The sequence below is a fragment of the Bradyrhizobium sp. STM 3843 genome (assembly GCF_000239815.1).
GTDB lineage: Bacteria > Pseudomonadota > Alphaproteobacteria > Rhizobiales > Xanthobacteraceae > Bradyrhizobium.
The window spans coordinates 14,298-34,511 of the sequence record NZ_CAFK01000175.1 but is presented as its reverse complement, the minus strand read 5'-3'; the positions used below and the strand labels follow the sequence as shown (position 1 = coordinate 34,511).

The 20,214-nt window shown below is 62.2% G+C and carries 10 protein-coding genes and 1 pseudogene; 1 reads left to right on the top strand and 10 read right to left on the bottom strand.

What is annotated here, in order from left to right:
- Together BRAS3843_RS18845 and BRAS3843_RS18840 are read right to left on the bottom strand one after the other, a co-directional pair.
- The coding region (locus BRAS3843_RS18845) for a WD40 repeat domain-containing protein (RefSeq protein WP_175361138.1) at positions 1-1,963 on the bottom strand (1,963 nt) is incomplete at its 3' end.
- 12 nt (positions 1,964-1,975) lie between these two features.
- Positions 1,976-3,955 carry a caspase family protein gene (locus BRAS3843_RS18840; RefSeq protein ID WP_008970594.1) on the bottom strand — a complete coding sequence of 660 codons (1,980 nt, stop codon included), beginning with the start codon at positions 3,953-3,955 and terminating at the stop codon, positions 1,976-1,978.
- A gap of 979 nt (positions 3,956-4,934) precedes the next feature.
- On the opposite strand from BRAS3843_RS18840, the gene BRAS3843_RS18835 reads away from it, so the two are divergent.
- Complete coding sequence (locus BRAS3843_RS18835) at positions 4,935-5,753, top strand: hypothetical protein (protein WP_008970591.1); 819 nt, start codon at positions 4,935-4,937, stop codon at positions 5,751-5,753.
- A gap of 26 nt (positions 5,754-5,779) precedes the next feature.
- On the opposite strand, the gene BRAS3843_RS18830 is transcribed toward BRAS3843_RS18835, so the two are convergent.
- The 8 genes and pseudogenes from BRAS3843_RS18830 to BRAS3843_RS42520 all read right to left on the bottom strand — a co-directional run.
- Positions 5,780-6,946: a hypothetical protein gene (locus BRAS3843_RS18830; protein ID WP_008970590.1), complete on the bottom strand. Its 1,167-nt coding sequence runs from the start codon at positions 6,944-6,946 to the stop codon at positions 5,780-5,782.
- A 36-nt stretch (positions 6,947-6,982) separates the two neighbouring features.
- Entirely contained in the window at positions 6,983-7,939 is a 957-nt protein-coding gene (locus BRAS3843_RS18825; RefSeq protein ID WP_008970589.1) for a DUF4365 domain-containing protein, read from the bottom strand.
- 401 nt (positions 7,940-8,340) lie between these two features.
- On the bottom strand, positions 8,341-9,084 hold the full coding sequence (locus BRAS3843_RS18820; protein WP_175361137.1) for a GIY-YIG nuclease family protein: 744 nt from the start codon (positions 9,082-9,084) through the stop codon (positions 8,341-8,343).
- Between the two features lie 44 nt (positions 9,085-9,128).
- Positions 9,129-10,994, bottom strand: coding sequence for a DUF1998 domain-containing protein (locus tag BRAS3843_RS18815; RefSeq protein ID WP_008970587.1), 1,866 nt, complete (start codon positions 10,992-10,994; stop codon positions 9,129-9,131).
- A gap of 10 nt (positions 10,995-11,004) precedes the next feature.
- Complete coding sequence (drmA, locus tag BRAS3843_RS18810; RefSeq protein WP_008970586.1) at positions 11,005-14,550, bottom strand: DISARM system helicase DrmA; 3,546 nt, start codon at positions 14,548-14,550, stop codon at positions 11,005-11,007.
- 92 nt (positions 14,551-14,642) lie between these two features.
- Positions 14,643-18,617 carry an SAM-dependent methyltransferase gene (locus BRAS3843_RS18805; RefSeq protein WP_063710310.1) on the bottom strand — a complete coding sequence of 1,325 codons (3,975 nt, stop codon included), beginning with the start codon at positions 18,615-18,617 and terminating at the stop codon, positions 14,643-14,645.
- A gap of 2 nt (positions 18,618-18,619) precedes the next feature.
- Positions 18,620-19,930 (bottom strand): hypothetical protein, encoded by a 1,311-nt coding sequence (locus BRAS3843_RS41825; RefSeq protein WP_008970584.1) that lies wholly within the window; start codon positions 19,928-19,930, stop codon positions 18,620-18,622.
- A gap of 78 nt (positions 19,931-20,008) precedes the next feature.
- A pseudogene (locus BRAS3843_RS42520) lies at positions 20,009-20,212 on the bottom strand (helicase-related protein); the annotation flags it as partial.
- Between the last annotated feature and the right edge of the window lie 2 nt (positions 20,213-20,214).

The window sequence follows — 20,214 nt, the reverse complement described above, 5'->3', positions numbered from 1 at the left end:
TGGCTTCGAAGCCGCGGACCACCGCCACGAGGTTATTCTCGATGTGCGAGGCGTTGAAGAATCCGTGTGCGCGTGGCGGCGTTAACGCAAGCCAAGTAAAGTCTGGATCTAGAGCGGCCATGAAGCTAATCAATTCCTCTCCAGTCTTCACATCCCAAATGCGCACCGTCCCGTCGTCACTTCCCGACAGTGCGTTGTTGCCGTTCGGCGAAATGGCAACCGAAGTAACCTCGCCCGACTGTCCGTTGAACGTGCGAATCCCGAGCCCCGTGGCCAAATCCCAAAGCTTCAGCGTGCCATCATGCCCCCCCGACAGCGCGGTCTTACCGTTCGGCGAAATGGCAACTGAAGTAATCTTGCCCGAATGTCCGTTGAACGTGCGAAGCGCGAGCCCCGTGGCCAGGTCCCAGAGCTTGAGTTTGCCTTCCTCGGCCCCTGACAGGGCTGTCGCGCCGTCCGGCGATATTGCAATGGATTGGACCCAGCCCGGGTCTCCCACAAGTGGGCGGAACTCGCGTCCTGTGGCTAAATTCCAAAGCTTGAGTTCGTTTCTGCCCCCCGACAGTGCAGTCTTGCCATCCGGCGAAATGGCAACCGCGGAAACCTCGTTGGAATCTCCTTCAAGCGAACAGATCTGCCGCTGTGTTGCTAGATCCCACAGCTTGAGCCTGGTTCGGTAGGTCGCTGGTGCTTTAGAAACCGGTTCGTGATCAATGCCGCAAGACAGTCCGATCTTACCATCCGCTGAAATGGCAACCAACGTGGACGCTTGGGCCGAATATCCCCGGAACGGTCGGATTTCCGAGCCCACCCAATACAAGATGCCAAGGAAAGTGCCCGCCAGGACGTTATTGCCGTCCGCCGAAACCGCAACCGAAGTGACCGCTCCGGACCCTTCGAACGCCCAGATCTGCCGGCCTGTCCCCAGACTCCACAGTCTTACTGCACCACCGCTATCACCCGTCAGGATGTGTCGGCTATACGGCCGAAAGGCAGCCGAACCGACAGGTGCCACGCGATCCGTGATGCTGCGAATAACGCGTCCTGACGCCAGATCCCACAGCGTTAGCTTGTCATATTTGTCTCCTGACAGAACGGTCGTGCCATCCGGTGAAATCGCAATTGAGGTGAGCCAACTATGTTGTCCCTGAAACGAGCGGATCTCACGCCCTGTGGCCAAGTCCCAAAGCTTCAGCTCCTTGCCGGAATCGACCGACAGTGCATTCTTACCATCCGGAGAAATGGCAACCGAGGATGTTCCCGATCCAAAGGCGCGGATCTCGTGCCCGTTGGCCAAGTCCCAAAGCTTGAGTTCGCCTCTGCCCCCCGACAGCGCGGTCTTGCCGTCCGGTGAGATAGCAACCGAACTGACTTGGCCCGGATCTCCCTCAAACGAGAGGATCTCGTGGCCGTTGGCCAAGTCCCAAAGCTTGAGTTCGCCTCTGTGTGGAGCAAACCACTCCTCGGCCCCCGATAGTGCTGTCTTGCCGTCTGGTGAGATGGCAACCGCGGTGACCCAGCAGGAATGTCCCTCGAAAGGGCGGATTTCCAAGCCAGAGGCGAGATCCCAAAGTTTTAGTATATTGGACGTATAGCCCGACAGCGCAGTCTTGCCGTCCGGCGAAATGGCAACCGAAGTAACCTCGCCCGACTGTCCGTTGAACGTGCGAATTTCGAGCCCCGTGGCCAAATCCCAAAGCTTCAGCGTGCCATCATGCCCCCCCGACAGCGCGGTCTTACCGTTCGGCGAAATGGCAACTGAAGTAATCTTGCCCGAATGTCGCTCAAACGTGCGAATCTCGAGCCCCGTGGGTAGGTCCCAAAGCTTCAGCGTGCCATCATCACCCCCCGACAGCGCCATCTTGCCGGAAATAGCAACCGAATTAACCCCGCGAGAATGGCCCAATTGTGGGACGACTTTAATCTTCGGTCTCTCCGCAGTGCACGTTTTGCCGTTTGTCATCTTCGAGTGCATTCAGAAGGCCGCTGCGCGAACTGTCCGAACGATGGTCTGGGTCGCGGTCCACTGCTCTGCGGGAGGGCTACTCGTGGTATTGTCTTCAATATCCCTACCCGCGCCTCGCGTGGCATTGGCGACATCCGCGAATCTCGCGTCGACGCGCAGATAGCTGAGATCCCTGCCAAGTGCTGTCGTGCCGATCGCCACAATTCGATCGATGCTCTGAGTGGCGCCAGACGGCAGTGTCGTTGAGAACGGGATTCCAAGATTATTTTGGACCCAAAATACGTAGAAGCTGTTTGGATCAATTTCTTGGTCGCCGAGCAACTGGACCCTGCCGCTCGCCGCTGAATTCAGCAGCGTGACTCGCAAATGTTCCCTCGAACTGTTGCGGACGCGGATGCAAAAGTTGTCTCCCGCCACCAAGTCGTATGGGAATTCTCGCCCCCGCGTGGCCTCAGGCAGCTCCGCAGCCTGGGCCTCCTCGGACGTGAGATTCTTGGGAGAGGCAAGCAGGCTGACTTGCAATGCTCCCAAAAGGTCAGAGCAGAGAGTCGCCATACGTAGGGGAAGTGCGTAATAGAAGTAGTGCTCAAGCACCTCCTTCGCCCGATCAATATTCTCAGGCCGCAACGTGTACAAGACGGGGTAACCCGGCTTCGCGCCGTGGACATCGTCGGTAAGCGCCCAGCTACCATCAGCACCGCGCACAAGCTGGACCTCTGAGCTACTCTTATCCACGATTTCCAATAGCGGTGAAGAAGAGAGCTGCGTGAGAAGCTCGTTGCTCTGAGGCACCAGAGCGCAGCGAAGCCGTGCTGGCGTTCCTGATCTTACAAGCCGGCCGCGCGCCCCCGGGGGCAAATCGAATGGTGCTCCATCTGCTTCGGCAAATGATGTCGATCGATCCGCTCGAGTCACTTTTAGCAGGACATCGCCAAGCCGCGCCTTTCGATCGTCATCTGAGTCGAGAGCGGGGAATTTGGGTGGCTTGTCACCATATACAGCAAGCATGGCGCCCGGCGTAATGCTCGCCAGCGTGCCGGCATAGACCCGATATGAATTCCCCTCGGTGCGCTCGATCGAAAGTCCTGGGTCATCCGCGACCGGCTCCCCTGCGATCACGTTACGAGCGAGGTTGCCAGCCATCCAAAGATGCTGCCAGGGGTTCCTGGTCTCAACATCAGCGCGCATTTTCTGCCAGATGCGGGCCCACGGAACCGACCGAAGATTGTTATCTGGCATAGCGCTTAGTGAGGTCACTAGCGAGTGAGTAAGCATACCATTTCTAACGCCGCTGGCATCGGTGAACTCCTTCGCCTCCTCGTGATTGAGACAGGCTGCCACAACTTGGCATTCCTCCACGCCGGCAGCTACGCCTCGTAAGCGTTCCGCCCGCACAATCTCGGGTGAAACCGCGAGCGGTTCTGCAAGGCGGGGTTCCGACTGCGAATCGATGAAGCGGGCAACTAATCCGTCCCGCTCGACGTCGCGAGTCGCTCCAGCGGAGTTGCAGCAGTCTAGGCAAACAGTTACGGCCGAGGTGCGCTCTGTTATCGCTTGAAGCAATTGATTGAGCTCGAAGTCGAGCATGAGCTGGCATTGGTTCGGCAGCACGTTAAAATCAACCGGTACAAGCGACTCTCGATGGAATATCGTCTTGTCTGGCGTGCGAACGTGTACACGCGATCCGTGACCCGAGTAGTAGATAAAGACATGATCGCCCTTCGCTACCTTTTCTGAGCCGAGCTCGGCAAGCGCTGTTCGCATATTGGCAAGTGTCGCTGGCTTACTGTCCACGGTGGTTTCATGCGGACTTTTCGGATGAGGAGAGGCGAGGCGTCTGATCCGATCCCTCGGGATCGCCACTCGCTCGCCGAGGAGCAGCCGCTGGATCGCATCTATATCGTTCACGCAACCATGAAGCGGCTTGACGCTGTACGCATCGATGCCGATGAGCAGGACGTGATAGTTTGATTGTATTTGATCGCTCATGAGTTCCTCCGTGTTGCTGCGGATGACGCCCCAACAGATCGAGAGCGGGCCGCTTGCCAAGTCTCCATTTCAGCAGGTAACGCGCGGTCGCAGCAAATCATCATTGAGACCGAGCGGGATGCTGAGATCTCGTCAGTCTGCTAGGCCGTATGCTCGCTCGATTGTCCGCCCGCTTCGACTTATCTCAGCACCACAGGACTCGATCGCGAAATAGCTCCTGCACTGCGATCTCCTCACGAGACATGCCGCGAGCGGCTTTCTGCAATAGGTAGTCGGGACGCTGGGACGCGTGATCGCTTTCGTAGCCTGATCCTTTTCAACTGCTTCGCGGCGTGATTTGACCCGCTCACGAACCGTCCGAGCAACTCTCATCCTGTCGCCCGCGCTGAGGTCCGGCGAACTCAAGGCCACCACCGTCGCACTATGTACAAACGGATCTACCTCAGCCAGTTTAGGCTGGAGACTTTTAAGTAGCGACATCGTGATCCTCACCGCTGTGTTAATTAGAGGAACGATCGGTGCACCTTTAGTCGATCATAAGTTGTATTTCGATTTTTGACCTATCTCAAAAACAGCTGGTCCTCTGGATGGCCGCGGTAACTATTTGTTGACGCGTGCGGAAATCGCACCGCAAGGTATTCAAACCGTGGCCGGAGTCACGATCTCCGAAGATTCCGGGGCGAATGGTGGGAGACGCGTCTGCTCGTGCTGCTCGCCGATGCAGTGCGGCTCACCCGGAGATCGTCGTCTTTGTGGCCGCTGACAGTGGCGTTTCACGCGCCTTTCAAGGATGGGCGCGGTCCGACGATTCGTTTCCATTTCTGCTTGCTGGGGATCCGCGCTACGCCACTGGGTATTGGACGCAATAGCTGCGGCGAGGACGATCGCCTAGCGCATCTGCTCATGCGCGGCGATGGCCGTGCCGATTACGACGCAGCGCGGCGCAAGCTCGACCGGGCCGCGCTCGTCCTGACTGCGGATGTCGCTGCCAGTCTGCCGTGGGGGCCAGGCGGCGCTGCTGATCGCCGCGGAACGCGGCGCGCTATGTCGGGCCGACGGCTGGGCCGGCCTCGTCGGCATTGAGGCGCCGGCTGATGCGCCGCGAGGCGGCAACGAGATCGGTGGCGTGCTGGCGGTCGCCATGGGCATCGGCGAGGTCTTCCGTAGCGCCGTGCTCGGAGGCAAGCTCGCCTGTCGCAGGACATCGAGAAACTCGGCGTCGTCGCCCGGCTATGAGGACGGGGACGACGTAGATCTTGCCTACCTGCCAGCGGCGTTCTGGCTGCTCGGGCTCGGCAATCTCGGGCAAGCCACGCTATGGACGATAGGACTTCTACCGTATTCCGATCCCGGCCTGGTCTCGCTGTTTCTCGAGGATGGGGACAAGTCGGAGTTCGGCAATCTAGCCATCCAGGTTCTAACCAAACCGAACTGGATCGGTCGCAAGAAGGCCCGCAGCGCGGGGTTTTGGGCGGAGGAGCGTGGCTTCGGCACCACGATCATCGAAAGCAGGTTGGCGAGGGCACGAAGCGCTCGACGGACGAGCCTGGCTTGGCCCTCGTCGGAGTCGATAGTCTGGCGGCGCGGCGCCGCGGCGGGTTCGAACTTTGATCTCGTGGTCGATGCCGGCCTGGGCGCCACACCTTCGGAGATTTTCGACATTCGCATCCACGGATTTCCGGGGACGCGCTCGCCGAAGCAGGCGTGGCCCGAACCCCGACTTCCAACCGGAAATGCCTCCCGACCCGCCCGTTCAGGAGCTCGCAGATGCTGGTCGCATCGACCGATCCGGCGATGAAGCGGTCGACGTTTCAGCCAGTCTGCTCAATCCTCAGGCGGCCACGGTTCCGGCAGTTCAAGGATATCGGCGAGCCGCGTCCCTTCGATGGGCGCGAACTCGCCTTCCTCATTTAACTTCCAGCCCGGAAGCGGAAGTACCTCGTCCGGCAGCGGGTGCGTCGCCCAGGGGTGCCTCATGATGAGTGGCTGCCATCGGTCCTCCCGCAAGTCCCAGAGGTGCGGGCGCGGCAGGACAATTGCGGCGCTGACGTTCGGATGCCTCGGGCTGTCTGGAAAGCCCCAGTACCCGTTGTTCCGTCTCTTGTCTTCCGTCTCAATGGCTCCATCAGCGAAGGTACGAACCTCGGTGTGAACCGTGCCGTGAACGGCTTCGATGAAATTATCGGCGTTGGACTCGCCTCCTGCCAGTTCGCCCTTACAGTCTACGACGACAACGACATAAGGGTGAGCGAAGTCTCCGTATCGGCTTCCTTTCTTCTTAAGCGCTGCGCGGATTTCCTCCGCCGCCCGCACTTGACGAACATCACCCATCGCGCTCCCGATCGAGCGCTCCACGGGAACGTCCTTCTTAAAGCCACCGACCAAGGTGAGCTCGATCTGCCAGTCTTCGGCCAGGAACGTCTTGACGGGCATGATTTCCGAGTCTTCCTGCGCGTTCTCTGCCGCCCACTTCTCGATCTCCGCACACAGATTGTTCAAGTTCGGACTACTCGCTCCGCGGGCGAGCGCGTCATAGCTCAATCTAAAGCCCGGAGGCAGCTTGACTTTGTCAATAGCGTTATAGATCGCTGCTTCCCGGTTACTCATTCCGATGGCTTCAAGTGTTGGGCCGAACGTAGTGACCTCAATATAGGCGACTGAAACGCCGTCCTTGGTCTTGACCAGGAAATCTGGCTTGCGAGTCGGATGCGGGCAGTCCGGGTGAATTTCGATCTGATAACCCAGCTTCAGCAACGCGGCGTGAAGCGTCAATTCAGCGAGCGCGGCCTGATAGTAGGTGCTGTCGCTATCCTTCATTCGGGCGACCATCTCGGCCTGCTCAGACTCCGGCAGCCCTGCGATCCAGCCGTTGATCAGCTGACGGTAGATTTCGATCGACGGCCAAGCGCACGAATCGTAAAATGCGAAGTCGGCTTCGCCCTGTTTCTTCGGCTCCTGCCGGGTTCGTTCCTTGTCTTCGAAAAGCTTCATGAGCCGACCGCTTTCCACGCCCCAGCGTTCGTCGTCCTATGATGCCGAATAGCCAAGTGCTGTGGGAAGAAACCACTCACGCCAGACGTCTTCATGCGTCTTTGGCAGCAGCGACAGCTGCCTCCACAGCTCGAAAACGTCCATTTTCTCAAAGTGCTTTGCTATCTTGTCGGGATCGAAGCCGGACGGCAGGTCTGCCGCGGGCATTATGAAACCGGGCTGTCCGGTATCGATAAACCGTCGCAAGCCGGCTGCGTCGTAGGGAATCAGCCCGCACATCTCAGTGTCATCCCAGAAGTCGTACGTGATGATCCTCTTCGCAAACAGCTCTGCAAGCGACCTCCAATCGCCGTGTTCTGCCCACTGCAGCTCCGAAAATTGATATGTGAACCGCTGAAAAGCTGCCATGAGCTTCGCACGCTTAGCGTACCAACGAAGGGCAGCTAGGCCCCGATCCGTACCAATCTCATTATAGACGGGGACGTGAATCGTTCGTGACTCTTTGGACTTGAAGTCCTTGTGACGTGGGACCAAAATCTTGTCGATGTAATCGTTCAGACACACGAACGAACACCGCTGCGCTGAAAGATCGGCGATGACGAGCAAGACCGGGACGCCAATACCCATTCGCTCAACCGTCGCCAGCTCGCTAACTTCAAGCTGAAAGCGGTAGGTGTCAAGATCAGCGACCTTGTCGTCCCTATTCAGGACTTCTTGCGCCTTCTCGACGTTGCCGCGCCCATAAATTGTCAGCGGCTTCACCTCGGGCGCACTAACGCTTTTGAGCTGAATAAAGATATGCTCGCCCAATGTTTCGTAGGTTACCGGGCCCTCACCGTTTTTCAGGCCCGTCTTAAATGTCTCAAGCGTGAAGTCTAGCCCGTAGTCAGGTCGATACTCCCGCAAGACCCAGTGGCGCGGAAGCCTGGAACGCAAAAGCTGCTCTCCGGCCTGATCGATAAGATGTTGTTCAGATCGCTTTTTCGTTGTCATGCGCTATCTTAAGAGAAGTGGCCCGGTCACGCTCCTTGTATTGGAGCGGAACTTTTGAAGCGAGTAGCTGTGTATCACTTGTGCATTGGCAACCAAAGCGAGAACGGCGCAGCAATATCGATTATGGCGATGTTGGCTCTCAAGGATAGCGAAAAGGCGTGGGCGTCGGACGCGGGATCGGAAGCGTTACCACGCTAGTGAGCCCGTGGTTAGCAGTCGGATCGAAGCACCTGAAGCCGCTCGCATAGATCTCAGAAATATACAATGCTGCCCCAGCTCGCGATTTCTTATCCTGCTATTGGCTCGTTCGGCGATGCGCTAGGATCGCACTATAGTTTCCCCGGGTAATTGAGCTCGATGAGCATAAAACCTCACTAGGCGCTATTTGATTGATTGGGAGATCATGTGCAGCCCGGAACGCTGCTGCCTTCGTCTTCAGAGCTACCCGACTTCACGAGTAATCGACTTTCATTCAAAACGGATGAAATGGTTTTAGCTGCGTCAGAGATCTCAACTGCAAAGAATTCGCGGTCCCCACGCACTCTGAACTCGTCGAGCGCGGAGTGAACCAGCTTTTCTGCTCGCTGCGGGTCGGTGACCCTCCAGCACCGCCAAATTCCAAACGGCACGAGAACACCTGTCGCCGCATTAATCTCGCGTACTCGTTCTTCGACCGATCGCGTCGTCATGCCAATTTTCAGATAGGACGACATCTCTCGCGTTGACAAGATATATAACCAGCCAGCACCTGGCCCATGGGTCGGTGCCAGCTCTCCCAGAAATATGCGTAGATACTTCAACAACTGCAGCCGCTTAGTTCCCTCCCTTATATCTCGCAGAGCCAGCTCGTCGTTGTTTTTCAAAGCAAGCCTAAGGTTGGCAAGGGCAAAGCCGATCTGCTTTGCGGCAGCTGCAGGGACATAGCCGAGCTGCCCCTTCACATAAAACCAGTCCCACTGGTCCTCCCTGGCAACTCTGTTAAAAAGACCCTTTACAATACTGACCTCTGCCAACGCCCTTTCGAGATCTTGGACAATCTCGCCATTCAAGATCGCCAAGACAGTACGTACCGATTTCAGGCGCTCGTTTTGGGTGGGAGCTTTAGGGGGTGCCATTCCGAATCCCCACTTCTGAACGATCTTCATCGGCCTGAGCTCCCTCATTTTGGCGTTCGATGCTTCAACCCGGCTCAACCCAACAACGGAAATCCGTCACCTAGGACCGTTTTAGTCAGCAGACCTCGATCGAGCCGCGTATTTCGCGCCTCGCAAGACGTCTCCGGTACTAGCAGGCAGGCATGGCATGCGGCACCTTGCAGCGGATATTCCTCGCTTCCCTCGCTGTGCTCCGCGCAAATCGGGTCGTTGGAGCAGAGGGCGAGGCGGCGGGTAGCGCGGGCCAGGAGATCGCCGGCGCGTTCGGCCATGTGGCTGAGGCCGCCGAGGGTGCCCTGGCCACCGGCGGTGGAGGTGTAGATCAGGATGCCGAAGCGATCGGCTTGGGCGGGGCCGGTGGAATAGATGCGCTCCTTTAGCGACGACAGCGGATAGCCGCATTCGAGCGCGAGCTCGGCCATAAAAGCGTGCGACAGCGAGTGCAGCGCCCAATAGGCGATGCCGCGGTGCTTGGGCTCTCGGTTGAAGCGGGCGGCGTCGCGGCGTTCGCGCTCGCGCAGGTTCGCCGCTTTGGCGACAGTTGGGTCGGCCTTGAGCCACTGGTGGATGAAGTCGGGCGCGACGTGCAGGAAGATGCCCTCGCCGAGCTGCTCGATCGCAGGCAGCCATTCGACGTTGCGGGCGAGGTCGGCGCCGCCCACGGCAAGCTGGATCTCATCGAGTTCGCTTTCGGCCGGGGTCGGTGGCGGCTCCAGGCGGGTGAAGCCGTACAGACACGTCACCTCGCGCAGGCGGTGAACCCGCACCACGGCCTGCAGGAATGTATCCCAGGGGGCCTGCAGATTGAGGGCGTCGCGCGGCAGCGTCTCGCCGTAGAAGAACGATCCGGCACTATCGCTGCCGATCACAGGCGCGCCGGTTGCCATCATGTCGAACTCGGCGATGTGCGGATGCGCGCTCGGATTGGCGCCGGAGCCGTCGTCGCTGTTCAGCGCCTGCAGGATCTCCTCATCGGAAAAGTCCTTAAAGGCGTCCTTGAGCTGTGGGAAAGCCCTCAAGAAAGCGATGAAGTTCGGAACAGTGCGGATGCTATCAAGTGCCGTCTTGTTCTCCGCGATCGTCTGCCGCAGCCTGTCGTTCGACTTGGTCAGCGAGATCACCGTCACCGTCTGCGCAAAGTAGGTGTTGGTCGCCGACCGGGGCAGCAGCCGCAGATCCTCATTGCATTGCTCGTTCGCATCGCGCCGCGGCGTAAGCCATGGACTATGGCAATCGCATTTGCCGAGAAACTGCGGCTTGTAGAGGTCAGCCATGCTGATCGAGGCGCCGCAGGTGCATTGCACCGAGATGTCGGAGGGATCGGAGCTGACGCCGCGCTCGACCCAGAACAGCGGCTTGCGGCAGGATTGGTCCTTGCCGCGGTGGGTCAGATAGCGCCAGGCGATGTCCTGCAGATGGCCCTTGGTGCAGGCGCCGACGAAACGGATCGGGTTGACGCCGATCTTACTGCCGGAGCCGGTATAGGACAGCTTGCCACCGGCAGTAACGTCGAGCTCGGAGAACTCCACCATGCGGCGGCGTTTCTCGCTGCCGGGACTGGCCCCGGCCGGCACCACCGCCGTGCCGTTCGACGGCGCCTCGTTGACCAGGAACCAGCTGGGAAACAGCCGCACGCCGACGCCGGGCGCGTTGCTGTCGCGGCGCTCCTCGTCAAACATCGGCGGATGCCGCAGGCCAGAGAACGTCGGGCTCAGCTTGGTACCGAGCTGCTGCTTCAACAGCGCCACCAGGCGCTCCTCCTCGACCGGCTTCCAGTTCGAGCCCTTGTAGTCCCAGTCCTGGAGGCCGCCGATGACCACGGCATTGTCCGGCATGTCCATCATGGCACCGGGGCCATAGGTCAGCAGCAGCTGGCTGAAGTTCTGAGTGATGTCGGCCATGAAACGTCCACTATCCGAGAATGCTGCCGTCGGGCTTCCTGAGCTTCAGCAGCGAGACGGGTTCGGTGTCGCGCATCGAGCGGCCGGCGACGAACCATTCCCGCTCCTTGTCCATGTTGGGCTGCTGATCGAACGGGTCCTGCAACAGCCGCCGCACCGGCTGCTGGCCGGCATAGGCGAACTCGTCACCGTTGCGGGTCTGCTTTTCCGCGATTCTGATCCAGGCAGCCTCCAGCTCGTCGAGCCGCGCGAGGCAGCGCGCGATCGAGGCGCTGTCCTCCTCCGCCACCTGCATCTTGGCCTCGATCACGTCGCGTACGCGCTTGTAGGCGGTCGGCTCGCCCGCCACCTTGTCGACTGCCTTGTTCGGCGTCAGGCTCGGCGTGACGTGGCGCAGCCCCGCCACGAGGGTTGCGGCCAGCGCCCGATCGAGCGCACGCGGCGCGAACGGGGTGACGCTGGTGGCCTCGACGGCTCGATAGAAGCTCTGGTGGAAGGCGCGGAACTGCTCGTAATGCGTCCGGTCGCGCGGCTTATGGATGTTGAGCAGGGTGACGACCAGGCCGGGCTTGTCGCCCTCGCGGCCTACGCGCGAGGTCGCCTGGATGTATTCGGCCGCCGTCTTCGGCTGGCCCTGCACCACCATCAGCCCGAGCCGGCCGATGTCGAGACCGACCGAGATCATGTTGGTGGCCATCGCGACATCGACGGCGTTCTTGTCGGACACCGCAAGCCCGAGCCGCGCCCGAGCCTCGGAGACCTGGTCGGTCGAATAGCGCGACGTCAGCTCCTGGATCTCGCGCAGCACGCGATCGGCAAATGGCTGACCTGCGGGCTCGCGGCGGACGCGCATCCGGCCGTAATTGGTCAGATGCGCCCGCACCTCGTCGTCGACGATGCGGCGGGCGCCGCCGAGCTCGCGCAGCGCGTTGAAGTAGCACAGCGCCGTCAGATACGGATCGGCGGGATCATCCTTGCCGCCCCGCGACAGGGCCGCGGCCCCCGACAGCAAAGTCTGCAGCGCGCGCAAGAACACCAGCTTCGGACCGCGGCCCGGCGAGGCGATGCCGAGATAGAGCCGCGATGGCGTCGCGCGATCGGCCTTAGCGAAAAACGAGTCGTCGCGGCCGATGCCCGGCGGCGGGAAGATCGCGGTGCGGTCCCGGCCGAACAGATTGCGGATCTGGGTCTCGGCGCGCCGCACGGTCGCGGTCGAGGCGACGATCTTCGGCCCGCGCCATTCGCCATTGATCTTGCGCGCGGCCAAGAGATCGAACGCGGTCTCATAGAGCCCGGCGACGGTGCCGAGCGGCCCGGAGATGAGATGCAGCTCGTCCTGGATGATGAGGTCGATCGGCCGCAGCTCGGCCGGCAACTTGGTGCCGCCCGGCTCGGCGGCGCCATAGAAGCCGCTCGCATCGCTGCGCTCGACATGGCCGAAGAAGGCACCGGCCCGGCCCTCCCAGGGCACGTTGGCGAATTTGTCGACGGTGGCGATCATGAACGCCGGCAGGCGCTGGTAGATCTCCTCGTCGACGACCACGATCGGCAGTCGGCTGTCGCTGGAGAAGGCGCAGTCGATCTCGTAGCAGCGCAGGTCCAACCGCCGCGGGTTCGCCGCGGTGGGCTGCAGCGCGAACGCTTCCTTCGTCAGCTCGCCGCCGCACCATGGGCAGTTCTTCAGCGGCGCCGGTGCCGGGCCCTTGCCTTTCTTGTACTGCTCCAGCCAGTAAACGGCCGTGTTCTCTTTCCTGTTCTGGGAACTGCCGAGGTTATTCGGCGTGGCGCCGCCGCCGACCCACAGGCCGATTTCGATCGGCCAATCGCCGAGGCGCTTCTTCTCCTTGCGCTCCAGTTCCAGCGCGCAGACGAGCCCTGCCGCACGTTGCAACTGATCCAGCGTGAGCAGGCGCAAGGTGTAGCGCATCACCACCGACAGCCCTGCTCCGGCAAGGCCTGGATTGTTCAGCCGGCGGCGTGCGATCGCAAAGGCGGCGAGGCCGAGATAGGCCTCGGTCTTGCCGCCGCCGGTTGGGAAGAACAGGAGATCCACGATCGGCCGGTCGGCATGAACAGGATCGACCAGACCGTCGAGGTTGAGCAGGATGAAGGCCAGCTGGAACAGCCGCCATGTCGGCGCCTTCTGCTGATCCAGCGGCTTCTTGTTGTTGGCGGCGCTGCGCTGCCGGTTGGCTCGCTCCATCACCCGGTTCATGATGCCGAACGCCTCGCGGCTCAGCGGATCGCTCTGTAGCCGTCCCAGTCCGGAAGCGATGCGCCCGCGGGCGATCGCAATGTCCTCCAGGCATTTGTTCGCGATCTCGCGGCGGCGCTTGCCGTCGATGCCGGCAACGAGGTCCGCCTGCCGTTTCGCCCAGGCTTCGTAAGCGATCGGAAGACCCGACAGCGCGGCCTGCAGCGTGCCGGCATCGTCTGCGGCTTTGGCCAGCGCGGCCATGGAGCGCTCGACACCCGCTAGGTCGATATCGGCGCCGAGCCTCTCCACCTCCTGCACCGGCAGCGGATTGGTGAATACGGTGGTCACGCGCCCGTCGCCGTCCGGCGCGCTCCAGTCGCCCGACGTGTTGTGGCCGACCGCATAGGAGCAGACGTCGTGGTAATGCAGGTCGGCGAGCCGCTCGTCGGCCTCGTCGGAGTCGTAGGAGGCACGGTCGTCGCGGCGCTCGAAACCTGCGGCGAAATCGAGCTGCAGCCGGGCCTGGAAGCAGAACGCGATGTCGCGGAAGCGGATGGTCTGCGGCCGTGCATTGACCAGGAACACCGAGACGGCGAGCAGTTCGCGCTTGACGCCGTCGATATCGGCCGTCTCGATCTCGCGCGCTGACACCACGAGCTCGAGCCCGCCGCCAATCGCCATCGGCGCGGCGCTGTCGGGGATCACGATCCGCTGCGGCACGTCACCGCGCCGGATGGTGATGTCAACGGTTTCCTCGCGCGGAATGCGACGCCAGTCCAGCGTCTGCCGCGATGGTGCTTTCGGAACTTCGCCCCGCGCCTGGGCGATCTCGCGCGCTGCTTCGAGAAACACGGCATCGTCCAGCCGGGGCTCGGTGACATAGTCGCCCCAGCTCACCCGCACCTGCAGCTGCCTGGCGTCGCGCGGCAGCAGCACGGTGAGCCCGATCGAAGATGGCTGGAACGAGCGCACCGGCGGCGATTCCGGCTGCCCCTCATCCGGGGCAACGCCCTTGCCTTGCGTCACCTCCGACAGACTCTCACTGCCGCGCTGGGCGTCGAGCAGATCCTCGGCCGCCTGTTCTGCCGCAACCTCGGCATCCGCGCTCGCCTCCGTCTTCGCCGCGCCAGTGTCGCGCTTGGGCCCGAGAAAGCCGGTCAGATACCAGGTTGCGGGCGCGACGCCTGCGATCACCTCGCGCGCGAGGTCCGGATCGAGGTCGGGATGCGGCCCGACCAGATCGCGGCGCAGCAGATCGACCAGCCGCTCGCGCACCGCCACCGGCGTCGTAGGCTTCGGCAGGCCCGAGAGCCGGTCGGTCGGCCCCTGCTGTGGCGGCGTCGGCTCCGCTGTGGTCATGCGTCCCCCAACATCTCAATCAACGGCTTGAACCTGCAAGCCTTATCATCCCGGTCGCGGATAGCAATCAGCGGTTTAGCCGGCCTGCAGGCTCAATCGCGCTCGAACAGCGGACCGGCGCCTGCATCCTCCAGCCCGTCGGCTTCTTCATCGGACTCCTGCGCGGTAGGGGCCCGTCCGGCTGCCATCTCTTCAGCATGCCGCTCGGCATTGAGCGCCAGCAGGCGGGCCAGTACGCGGTCACGCTGATCGGCGGGCCAGAAGTAGCGGCCCTGATAGGTGTGATCGTCCTCGGTCTCTTCGGTGAGGAAGACGGGGCGCAATTCGTCTGCGAGGTCGTGCCAGCCATAGGCGCGCAGCACGGCGCGATCCATGGCGTCGTGCAGATCGCGTAGAGTCTGGATGGCGGCGCTGCGGTCTTCCGCATCGTGGAAATGATTGTAGGTCTTGGTCATGCCCTCGTTCGCCGCGACCATCAACGCAGCGCGGTGGTCTTGATAGTTTCGCCCGGCGGCTTCGAGAAAATCGTCGGTTTCGTAGCCGAACGGAAACGGGAAGGTCTCGAAACAGTCCGACGGCGCATATCGGAGACGATCCTCAAGGGTAGACGAGAAGAAGCGCGCCCAAACTTCATGAGCACGAGACTGCAGAACAGAAAACGGTGCCAGTCCCCTGAATGCTAGCACCTTCAGTGCATGTGAAAAAATCGCTTCCCGAATGAACGGAGCGACCACCAAATGGGGCGACGTTTCAGGTATCAAGATAGCTCCGCCCCTTCGTCGTACCGCGTCATAAAGCTCCGCCTTCGGACGAAAAAAGCGCCACCAATCTCTCTTCAGGATACGTCCGTCAGCAGTATCTTTCGTCTTTAAGCGCTCAGGAAGGACCTTCTCACGAACTATTTTCAGCAGGTGAGGTACTGCTCGTTCAGCTTCGGAGAGTGTGAAATCCGTAATATTGATAGCAAATCTCTGGGGCTCAATCTGTGATGTTGTGTTCACATCCTCGCCGCCGATATAGGGCTTGATGAATTGCTCGTAGTTTGGATGCTCCCTGAGGAGCTTCGCCATTTCGGCCAAGGACGTTGCATTCGAATCGCTATCAGTGAATAGAAATCCTTGACCGTAAATTTTCGTACCGTTGTACGCGATCCCTAAGTTGGATGTTAGCCGACTGGGTGCCCCGTCTAGTGTTCCAGCTGCAAGATAGGCAGAAATTCGAGCTACGCGCTGATCATTAAGCACTGGCGAAATCGCGTCGCCCAATTTCTGGACATGGACAATCGATACGACAACTGCGGCTCCCTCGTTCGGCCACTGAAAACGCTTTGTTGCCCGAAAGATGTGGCCGCCTTGCCGCAAGATCATCTCCAGACCTGCCGAGCGCGTATCTCCCTGTCCGATCGTGTTTGTCGCAATAAGGCCAAATGCGCCCCCAGTACGAAGTAAGCCAAATGCACGACGGAAGAAGTGGGCTACAAGATCGGCATTGCCATGAGCGCCCTGGTGCAACGTCTGCAGCCACGGAACATAACGAGGGCCGGATGCGTAGGAGATCGTAGTTTTTCCCGCGAAGGGCGGATTGCCAATAATGGCGTCGAACCCTGGATTGTCGCGGACAAATACCTCTGGAAACTCAATCTCCCAGTGGAACGGCCGCCATCCTAATTTCGTTCGGAATGCTCCTCCTTTGTCACGCAGCAGATCCCATCTCAAGGGTTGCGACGCAATCCAGCTCTCGACAGTCTGACGCTCCTGTTCGCGTGCATTTGACTTATCGGCCGAAAAGTGCGCTGCAATGACGGCATCGCCACCAATCCGTGCCGGCTCGCTCGCTTCGACAACTCGCGAATAGCGCGCCGCTTGCGCAGCAATCAACACACCATCGTCCGCGTTACGAATCGCCTCGCGCCCTTCGAACGCTCGCACCACCGCGTTCTCGATCGTCTCCCGAAACAACGGCAGGCCCGGCTTGGACGGATCCCAATGCACGGCCTGGATCTGCGCGCGCGTCAGCCCGACGAGACTGTCGCCGGCCTTCAGCGCGTGATCCAGAAACGTGAACTCGTGATCGCGTGCGAGCGTGGCCAGCCACAGCGACAGCCGTGCGAGATCGACCGCCATCGGATTGCGGTCGACGCCGTACAGGCATTTCTGCGCCACCAGGCGCCGCGCATGCAGGGCCTCGTCCTCATCCGCCGGGATCTTCGGCTTCTCCGCGCCGTACATGTTCCAGGCCTGCTCCAGCCGGGCGCCGATCTGGCGGCAGGCTTCGACGAGGAAGGCGCCGGAGCCGCAGGCGGGATCACACACCTTCAGCGAAAGCACCGCTTCCGGAGACGCGTCTGGCCCGAGCCGTGCGAAGGCCGGCTCCAGCGCGTGACGCACAATCGGTTCGGTGAGGGAGCGGGGCGTGTAGTGCGATCCGGAGCGGCGGCGCTCCTCGGTTGGCTGCAGATAGGGGGCGCCCTGGCCGACGGGGACGGCCTTCGGCGAGGCGCGCTCATCGACCAGCGAACCGAATGCCTCGATCAGCGCGGCGACATCCTTGGCATCCTTGACGCCCTTGGCCTGCTTCGCCGAGAGCTTGATGCCGTGCTCCTTCAGCCATTTCTGCCGGTCGCCCGGCCCCTCGGCCAGCAAGGTGTCGAGACCGGTGAAGTTCGGCAGCTTCTTCTCGTCGCGCAGCGCGATCATGCGCTCGGTGGCGCGCGAGGCGGTAAACCCCATCACGGTCTCGTAGACCGAGCCGATCGATTCGACGTCTAGCGAGCGATAGGACAGTCGCTCGCGGATACGCTCGCCCGACAGGCCCCTGCCCTCGATGGTCATCAGGCCATGGAGGATGCGCAGGATGGTGCCGTCGGAGACCGGCAGGATCGCCGCCTCGGTGCGGGCGCTGCCGCGGGCGCGGCCTTCGAGGAACGGAAAAGCGTCAGGATCGAACAGCTTGCCGCCGCGGCCGGTCACCCAATGCGGGTGGCCGCCATGGATCAGCCGGAACACGGCAAGCAGTTGGCCCCAGCCGCCGCGGCGCTCGTCCATCGTGTCGGGGTTCAGCGCCTCGTCGACCAGCAGCCGTGCATACAGCGTCTTGATCGAATAGCCGGTGTCCCACAGCTGCTTCAGCTGCGGATCGGTCGAGGACGGCAAGAGGTCGCGGTCCTCGGCATAGAGCAGGAACACGAGCCGCATCAGCAGCGTGAGCAAGCCGTCATAGAGATGATGCGGATCGCTGGACGCTAGCGCCTCGATCTGCTCCGGCGCGGCGCGGTGCAGGCCGCGCAAGAGCTCATAGAGCGCACCTAATACTTGGCCTGAGAGCTTCTCGGAGACCGCATTCTGCGCCTCGCGCGAGGCCTCCAGCAGCTTGCGCAGCCGCTGCTCCGGCGCGCCGGTGAAGAACGCGTTGCGGCCGAGGCAGAGCTTCAGGCCCGCCAGCATCGGCCGACCCTCGACGCGGCCGAGCGCGGCCAGCGGCCAGGTGAGCCAGCCCGCGGTTTCACCGCGCGGCGCATAGATCAGCCGCAGCGCGTTGCACGTGACCAGGATGCCGACACCGACATTGCTCTCGCGCAAGAGGCGCTCCAGCCGCTGATGCGGCGTCGCCTCCCACTCGCCCTGGTCGAACTGATTGCGGCCGTCCGCGTCGAGGTTCGGATGCAGCATGACCAGCGCCTGCGCCGGAATGCCCTCGGGCGTTGCGCCGTTCCATAGCAGGGCGTACTCCGGCGACAACAGCGTGTCGTGCTCCGGGACCGTCACGGTCAGCGCCGGATCGACAGCGGGCCCGCCCGGGCTGCCGGCGACGAGCTTCGCCGGCCAGTTGAGCACCTGCTCGAAGAAGCTCCAGGGATCCTGCAGCTCAAACAGCCGGTCCTGCTCGCGCGGTGCTTCGGGATCCAGACGGAGCGCGCGCGCCGCCGTCTCGGTGTCGAGCGGGGTCTGACGGATCGGGGTGACGCCGGTCTCGCGCAGCACATTGGCGCCGACGACGAGGCCCTCGGGCTGCAGATAGTTCAGCCACTCCGAGGTCTCGTCCTGTTGGGTATGAAAGGTCATTGTCATGCTCAGTTCGTCGCCGGCCAGAGATAAACGAGGCCGACCGGCTCCAGCCGGCGCGCCTGCACCTCATAGCCCTGGCGGACTTTCTCGGGCTCGCTGTCCAGCTCCTGCTGCAGCCGCAGCAGCTTGCCGTCCCAGGAGCGGCGGTCGGCCTCGAACTGGCGCAGCTCGCGCTCATGCTGCTTGCGGATGTCGTCGTCGCTCGGGCCGAACAGATCCATCTGCGCCGGCCGCTCCGGCAGCTGCTTGGTGCGCATGGCCTCGCGCACGCGGTCGATCTGCCGTTGCAGTAGCGCCGCCAGCGCCTCGGCCTCGCGCCGGCCGTTTTCGACGAGATCGGCGACGGCTGATTGCTCGGAGGTCTTGGCGCGCGCCTCGACATGGGGCCGGAGGTCGGCGATGTCGCGTTCGACCATTTGGCCCAGACGATCGAGAACGCCTCTCGCGGGCGAAACCCCGCGGCGCAGGGCCTCGTCGAGCTGCTGGATCGTCGTGACCTCGCCGGTCTCGGCGAAGGGCACCAGCGGGCTGTCGTCGCGGCGGGTGTCGCGCCAGGCGGCCGTGACGGGAATGATCTCCTCATGCAAGCGGCGGGCACCCGGGCCAAACAAACAGAGCCGGCCGAGCAGCACGGCGCGCGGCTGCGCGCCGGAGGAGATGATCGCGGTGACGCGCCCGAGGCTGGTCTGAAAACCCTGGCTGATGAAGCGCGACAGCAGCCGCTTGACCAGGCGATGTTCGAGATGGAGCTGGACCACGTCCTGCGGCTCCGGCTCGCCCTCCCTCACGAGCGGCGGCGCGAACACGAGGCCACGCACCGGCGTGTCGCGGCGCCAGCGCGCGCGGTCCTTTGGCGTCGCCGGACGGCCCGGCCGCAGCTCGTCGAACAGCGAGGCCCAGCTCGGGTCCTTGGCAAAGCTCGGAGTGTCCGGATCGAGCAGCACCGCTTCGGGCACGCTGAAGCTCCCCGGCTTTAGCGCTGCGCCATCGTCCTTGAGGGCGACCTCGATGACGTGGCGGATGTCGGCGCCGTCGACGCCGACGCGCTTCTCAGCCAACCTGAGCGCATGCTGCAGCCGCTGCTGCTCCTCCTTCAGCCGGGCCACCCGCCGGTCCGCATCATCATCGAGCTCGCGCGCGGCGATGCCGACGCGCTCCGACGTCGCACCGCTGATGCTGTCGGCCAGCTTCGCCGCATCGCCGCGGCGGATGCCCTGGCGGGCGAGCGTGGTCTCGATGGTCTGGCGCAGCACCTCGCCGGAGGCGCCGAGCTGCTGGCGGATCACCTCGGTCTTGCGCACCAGCGCATCCAGCACCCGGTCCTCCTCGCGCTGAGTGTAGACGAAGTAGCGGCACGTGACGGTCTTCGACGGCTGCAGCTTGCGGTCGATGCGGCCGTTGCGCTGTTCGAGGCGCGACGGATTCCAGGGCAGATCGACATGGATGAGCTCGTGGCAGCGGGCCTGCAGATTGAGGCCCTCGCGCGCTGCATCGGTGCAGACGAGGATGCGTACAGGCTCCTTGTCGAACGGGGCGTTGAAGGCGATCTTGATGCGGTCGCGCTCGGCCAGGCTGGTCTGGCCGGTGAAGTTGAGGATGC